The sequence below is a fragment of the Treponema sp. genome (assembly GCF_052169735.1).
In the GTDB taxonomy this organism is placed as follows: Bacteria; Spirochaetota; Spirochaetia; order Treponematales; family Treponemataceae; genus Treponema.
In genome coordinates this window covers 1-6966 of record NZ_JBQNBW010000087.1, presented here as the reverse complement: position 1 = coordinate 6966, position 6966 = coordinate 1, and the positions used below count along the sequence as shown (strand labels likewise).

Genomic DNA, 6966 nt, shown 5'->3' with positions numbered 1-6966 from the left:
CTTATAATGGCGGTTGTAATGCTCCATATTTTTTACATTATTTATAGAGAGGAATTCTTGGTTACGATACCTATCTTCCTTGACAAAGTAGGTGGGATAGCGCACAATGGGGATACGATGAGTATATCATATTTGATCCAAGAGTCATTACCTAATTGTTCTCCCAGCGAACAGCAAATTGCGCGGTTTGTCCTTGAGCACCCTGCTGAGGCGATGCGGCTTAGTATTTCCGACCTCGCTGCCTCAGCCCATGTCAGTACTGCAGCAATTACCCGGCTTTGCAAACGGATACATGTAAGTAGTTTTAATACGCTGAAATTGCTCTTGGCAAAAGATGTATATTCTCCCGAAAAAGGTGAGGTTTTTTTACCCGATTTTAATTTTGAGACGAATGCTCCGATGGAAGCTATCGCTTCGACATTAATTCAAACTGCAATCGGGAATTTTCAAAATGTCGGAAAATTGTTGAATGAAACAACGCTGTTCGATACCGTTTCTGTTATTCTGCATTCGCGGTCGGTACATATCTACGGTATCGGGGCATCTGCTGTTGCCGCTATGGATTTACAGCAAAAATTGACGCGGCTTGGTATTCTTTCAACCTTTCACCAAGAAAGCCACATGCAGCTGACAGCAGCAGCTACCCTAACGCCGGCTGATCTGTTTTTCGCCTTTTCATATTCGGGAGAAACAAAAGAGATACTTGCGCCGGTACAAATTGCAAAAGAAAACGGGGTAAAGGTTGCTGCCGTTACCCGTGTAGGGGGGAATAGTCTTTCAAAATTAGCTGATTTTATCTTCTGTATTCCCGATACGGAATCTCTGTCCCGGCATGGAGCTACTATTTCACGTATGAATCAGCTTTTGGTTATAGATGTGTTGTATACGGCGCTCATTACCCGTGATATGGAACAGAGTATTGAAAATATTGCCCGCACAGGAAAGGTGGTTGCATCTCATCGGCAAAACAACGGACAGAATGACGTATTTTAATTGAATCCTGTGCGAATATGATAGTAAAGTATGCATTAATAGTGTATACTAGTGCATAGTATATAGAAAAAAAAATATAGAAAAAAATCCCGAAAGGGAAGGAGCTGAAAATGCCGGAACAAAAAAAAAGTATGTTAAAAACTGCGGTACTTGCTGCCGTATTTCTGCTATGGGTGCCGTGTGCAGTAGCAGCGCTAGGGTCAAAAGAAAAGAGTGCCGAGATAAACGGTAAGGTTACACTGGAATTTTGGACATGGCGTGCTGAAGATGTTGAATTTTATGAAAAAATTATCCGTGCATTTGAAAAAAAATATCCTGCAATTACGGTGAAACAAACAGCAATTAAAAATACCGAATATAATACCATCCTCAGTGCATCGCTGCAGGGCGGCGGCGGACCTGATGTGTTTATGGGCAGGGCGTATGGCGGCTTACAAACCCTTGCCGATAGCGGGTACCTGCTTGCGCTCGATGATGCTGTTCCTTCAATAAAGAATTATGCCGAGTCTGCTAAACAGGGTGCACGGAGTTTAACGAATGGAAAATTCTACGGGTTACCTGCATTGAGTCAGGCAATTTTTTGTTACTATAATAAGGACATCTATAAAAAGTTAGGCTTAAAGGTTCCAGAAACCTGGGATGAATTTTTAAAGAATTTAACAGTGTGTAAAAATAATGAGATTCTGCCGCTTGCAAACGGTTCAAAAGACGGTTGGACGGTAGAAACACTTCTCGGCGGGGTAGGTCCGAATTTTTATGGCGCTAATGATTTTTATACTGCGGTTGTCTCCGGTAAAACAACGTTTGAAGACCCTCGTTTTATCGGTGCCGTTAAAAAGATCGGCGAACTATGTCCGTATATGCCCGAACTATTTGCCGGGGTCGGCTATGACGATATGCAGGCTTTGTTTATCAATGGAATGGCTGCTCATTTTATCGGCGGTTCTTACGAAGCAGGTACCATCAAAGATCAGAATGCTAAGCTTGCTTTTGATATTTTTCCCATCCCCGGAATGCAAGCCGGTACACAGTATGTGAGTGTGTATGCTGATATGAATTGGGCGGTGAATGCAAATACATTGTATAAAGAAGCATCTCTTGCGTTTTTGCAGTTTCTCGGTTCCCGTGAAGTAGGCAATATGATTATTTCGGACTTGATGATGGTGAGCGCTGTTCCCGGAGTCAACACTTCATTGGATCCCTTTGTAAGCAAGGTTGTAAAACTTTTAAAAAATAGTACCAATTATCTCTTTTTGGTGCCGTTCCGGTACCAGCAGCCGACCGGTTCTTCATTGTGGCAGGCGGCAGGGCAGGGGTATTTAGCAGGTACTTTAACTGCAGAGCAGGCATGTAAAAAAGTGCAAACGGGCATTGCCGGATATTATAAGCCGTTTCAGCGGTAGATGCCAGTGAAAAATCTTATATTCGTGTTTTTTGTTGCGCTTGCGGATTGTAGCGCTCTATGATACTAAAAACAACCGCTTTACAGAAACGCCTCTGGATAATATTTTTTATCGTACCTGCCCTCCTCTTTGTGGTGATATTTATCTTGTTGCCGTTGTTTTTCAGCTTATATAATAGCTTCTTTATATGGCATCAGCTGCAGCGGGGAGCCTTTGCAGGATTAGCAAATTTTAAAAAGCTCTTTTTCACGGAGCCTTACCGTGAGCGTTTGTTAAATGCCTTGAAGCACAACGGTATATGGTTTTGCTATACTATGCTGATTCAAAATGGGCTGGGATTACTCTTCGGTTATGCGCTCAGTAAAAAAATAGCAGGAACTGCTGTTTTTAAACGCGTCTTTTTTATCCCGGTACTGTTTTCAATCGTTGCTGTCGGCTTTTTATGGAGCATGTACTTAAAAAATGATGGGCTGGTGAATAGCTTTTTAAACCTCATTGGGTTGTCATCTTATCAACGGGCATGGCTTGGTGATGAACACACTGCGCTGCTTGCCGTTATTATAACTAATATCTGGCGCTGGGTCGGCTTCCCTTCGTTAGTATTCCTTGCCGCTATAGATTCAATCGATCAAAGTTGTTTGGAAGCTGCTTATATTGACGGTGTAAGCGAAAGATGTTTATTTTGGCGGATTATTCTTCCGCTTATTGTACCGGCGCTGACGGTTATTACCGTATTAACGGTTATCGGGAGTTTGAATGTTTTTGAGCAGATATACATTATGACCGATCTCGGCGGAGGACCTGATTACAGTACCGACACTATCGGAACACTCTTTTACCGCACCGCCTTTGGTTCCGTTGATACCGGCAATCCTGAAATAGGTATCGGCAGTGCGATCTCCGTTGTTATTTATGTTGTAACATTGGCTATTTCGATGTTCTCCATGCTTGTCGGAAAAGCAAAGGAGATACGATTATGACCGGTAATCTACGGTTCTCGCATACCGGTATTATCAATAAAGTCTTTATCATTATCGTGCTTACATTGATGATCATCTATGCTTTGCTGATTGTCTATCCGCTGTTTAATATGATTGTATCTTCGCTCAAACCGACACAGGAAATACTGCTGCATCCTTTTGCACTACCGGAAAGCCCTGACTTTTCTTCTTATAAACAAGTTTGGGTTGATATGGAATTCGAGAATTTTTTTCTCAATAGCATTATTGTAACAGTATGTTCTATGATTCTGATTCTGGTGTTCGGTTCTATGGCAGCTTATGGTATTGCGCGTTATGTTTTCAAAGGCTCTCTGCTGATTTCTATGCTTTTTTTAAGCGGAATTATCCTTCCGCTGAAGGCCTCAATTATCCCGCTTTTTATGCTCATCAGGAACTTGGGGCTTATGGATAGCTTTTTATCGGTAATCTTTATTTTTGCTGCGATGGGGATTCCTTCCACTGTTTTTATTCTTGCCGGTTTCTTTTCTGCGGTGCCTATCGACCTTGAATACGCCGCGAGAATGGACGGCTGTAATGATTTTACCATTTATCGTTATATTATGATGCCGGTTATCCTTCCCGGAATAGCATTGGTAACTATTTACAATGCAGTTCCTATTTGGAATGATTTTTTCTTTCCGCTGGTGTTTTTGCATAGCCGGACATTAAAGACCCTGCCGGTTGGCTTGAGTTCTTTTTTGGGGCAGTATAGCACAAACTGGACACTGGTGTTTACGGGACTGACAATAGCGATTGTTCCAATGATACTTTTATATACAATGATGAGTAAGTACTTTATAAAGGGATTGACAGCAGGTGCGGTAAAATAGCGCTTACCCGATTTTGGAGATGCCTGAGCGTCCATGCCGGGCTGCCAACATCTCGAAAGCTGCTGCGCGGGCTTGTTCTAATAATGCAAAATCTCGGATGGGATCTGCAAGCACAAACCCGCAGTAGCCTGACTGCTCCGTACCTCCAATGTCTCCCGGGCCGCGCAACTTTAAGTCTTCTTCCGCAATGATAAACCCGTCTGTTGTGCTGCTCATTGCTTTGAGCCGTGCCTTGCCGGTTTCGGTAATATTCTTTCCATAGAGCAAAAAACAATAGGCTTGATCGCTTCCCCGTCCTATTCTACCCCGCAGCTGGTGAAGAGCTGAAAGTCCGAAGCGGTCTGCATGTTCAATAACCATACAGGTTGCGTTCGGCACATCAACCCCTACTTCTATAACGCTCGTCGCAACAAGGATATGGATTGTTCCTGCACGGAACTCCTGCATAATCGACCGCGCTTCCTCTTCCGGTACTTTCGAGTGCAATAAGGCAAGCCGGTGATGGGGAAAATCCCTGCTCAGCTCGGCAAACATTTCCTCTGCCGATTTCAGGCTCATTACATCGGAATCTTCAATAAGCGGATAGACGAAGTATGCCTGTTTCCCGGCGAGGATTTCCTGTCCGATAAAATGATACACTTTTTCTGCTTTCGTTTGTGCCGCAATGTAGGTGATAACAGGTTTTCTTCCGGGCGGCATTGTTTTAATAACTGATACGTCAAGATCGCCGAACATGGACAATGCCAGCGTGCGGGGGATGGGGGTTGCGCTCATCATCAAAAAATGCGGGGCTTTTTTTCCGCTGTCTATACCTTTTTGAATGATGGCAGACCGTTGCAGCACACCGAAGCGGTGTTGCTCATCAATAATCACCATGCGGAGATTTTTATATCGTGTCTGTGCGGAAAAAAGGGCATGAGTCCCGATGATAAGATCAATATTGCCGGTTTCAAGCTGGTGCAGCAGCTGAGAGCGTCCAGTAGCCTTGAGGTTACCGGTTAAAAAGGCAAGCCGCACGCCCAGTGGTTCTAAGAGTCTTGCCGCTGTATCGGCGTGCTGCCGTGCCAGCAATTCCGTGGGTGCCATGAGGGCTGCCTGTCCCCCTGCTTCGATAACTTTGAGGCAGGCGAAAAAAGCTACGAGGGTTTTACCGGAGCCGACATCCCCTTGGATGAGGCGGGCAGCGGGAACAGTGCTGTCAATATCGGCATTTATCTCTGCGGTTACGGTTTGCTGATCAGCGGTGAGAGCAAAGGGCAGGCGGGATAGCAGTTTTTGCTGCATTGGGCTGTACTCAACCGCTACCGCAGCCGGTAGGGGGTCTCCGCAGGGAGATTCTGTCTGCGGTGCGGTGCCATCCTGTGTCGGTAGTGTCTGTGTTTCATCCGTAGGTTCCGCGGCTCTTTCTGCCGGCGGCATAGCTGCTTCGGCTGGCAGGGCTGTTTTCTCAACCGGCTGCCCGGTGGTATGTGCAGGCTGGTTCAGTTTCGGCAATACCCCCCGCCGTTCAAGCGAGCGCATACCGACTGCGGCTTCATATAAAAAGAACTCTTCAAAGATAAGCGCAGTACGGGCGTTTTCCGCCTCCTGCATACTGCTTGGACGGTGCATTGCATATAATATCTGCTTTTTATCCGGTAAATGGTATTTTTCCAGCACCTCCGCCGGCAGCTCCGTATCAATGCCGCGGGCATACGCATCGAGGGCTTGAGCAATGAGCTTCCGCAGTTTTGTCTGGGAGAGTCCTTGTGTCAGCGGATATACCGGCAGAATGCGCCGCTCCGCATGTTCAGGCTTTTCAATATCGAAGGCGCTAGACTGTAAAACACCGTATTTCACGGAAAAGGATCCGTACACCAGCGCTTGCGCCCCTTCCGGGAAAGATTTCTCCAAAAAAGGACGGTTAAAGCAGATGAGTTCTGCACGGCTCCCTTCAGCATCACAGATCATCAGCTTTAATGTTTTCATCCGTCCAAAACCGAACCATTGATGTGCGGTAACGGTTACCGGTACATTTAATTTATGAAAAGTATTCCAGTCCCGGAGTGTGTTATAGCGGCTCCGGTCTTCCCACAAACGAGGCCAGAGCTGCAGCAAGCTGCCGATGGTGGTAACATTCAGCCGGAGTAGCTGCTCAGTTGTTGTTTTTCCGGCTCCGTGAAGATCGGAAACGGGTGTTTGAATTTCTCCAATCAGCATAATACTCTTATCGGCTAAATGTACGTTTTCTCTACTGCGCTGTGCGTATAGGCTATGGCATTTCTTTTATCAATTTATTATAGGGATTTCGCATTATAAAAAGCTAGAAACTTTTTATCATCAACATACCTCGGCGCAGCATGTGAGGATAAACCCTTCGCACCAATCATGAATTAAGTGTTTCTACTTCCTGTACGGTTAAGCCGGTTGCTTTTGCGATATTTTCAATAGATAAACCTATCACAAGTAAGTTACGCGCTGTTTCAAAAGCTTTTTGCCGAGAACCTCTGACTTCCCCTTCAGCAAGACCGAGCGACTTACCTCTTGCTTCGCCTTCAGCAAGACCAAGCGATTTGCCTTCAGCAAGACCAAGGGCTTTACCCCGTTCAACCCCCGCACTGAATTGTGTCTCTGAGATGGTCGTTATATCGCTTTTCAGCTTCATTCTTGACTCATACAGTTTCCGTTCTGTCGGTGATAAGGTGAGTATGTCTATTTTTTCATTCAGCATTTGTAATACCGGTGACTTCGTTGCTATCA

The 6966-nt window shown here is 45.2% G+C and carries 5 protein-coding genes and 1 pseudogene; 4 read left to right on the top strand and 2 right to left on the bottom strand.

Annotation, left to right across the window (positions count from 1 at the left end; genetic code table 11):
• The 4 genes from ACTTJ8_RS10975 to ACTTJ8_RS10960 all read left to right on the top strand — a co-directional run.
• The coding region (locus tag ACTTJ8_RS10975) for a MurR/RpiR family transcriptional regulator (protein ID WP_442721207.1) at window positions 1-993 on the top strand (993 nt) is incomplete at its 5' end.
• A 110-nt stretch (window positions 994-1103) separates the two neighbouring features.
• Window positions 1104-2396: an ABC transporter substrate-binding protein gene (locus ACTTJ8_RS10970; RefSeq protein WP_442721206.1), complete on the top strand. Its 1293-nt coding sequence runs from the start codon at window positions 1104-1106 to the stop codon at window positions 2394-2396.
• 59 nt (window positions 2397-2455) lie between these two features.
• Window positions 2456-3376, top strand: coding sequence for a carbohydrate ABC transporter permease (locus ACTTJ8_RS10965; RefSeq protein WP_442721205.1), 921 nt, complete (start codon window positions 2456-2458; stop codon window positions 3374-3376).
• Window positions 3373-4227: a carbohydrate ABC transporter permease gene (locus ACTTJ8_RS10960; protein WP_442721204.1), complete on the top strand. Its 855-nt coding sequence runs from the start codon at window positions 3373-3375 to the stop codon at window positions 4225-4227. The genes ACTTJ8_RS10965 and ACTTJ8_RS10960 overlap by 4 nt, the downstream gene beginning before the upstream one ends.
• A 3-nt stretch (window positions 4228-4230) precedes the next feature.
• Here the strand turns inward: ACTTJ8_RS10960 and recG are convergent, their stop codons facing one another.
• Together recG and ACTTJ8_RS10950 are read right to left on the bottom strand one after the other, a co-directional pair.
• Window positions 4231-6426 (bottom strand): ATP-dependent DNA helicase RecG, encoded by a 2196-nt coding sequence (gene recG, locus ACTTJ8_RS10955; protein WP_442721203.1) that lies wholly within the window; start codon window positions 6424-6426, stop codon window positions 4231-4233.
• Between the two features lie 166 nt (window positions 6427-6592).
• A pseudogene (locus tag ACTTJ8_RS10950) lies at window positions 6593-6966 on the bottom strand (hypothetical protein); the annotation flags it as partial.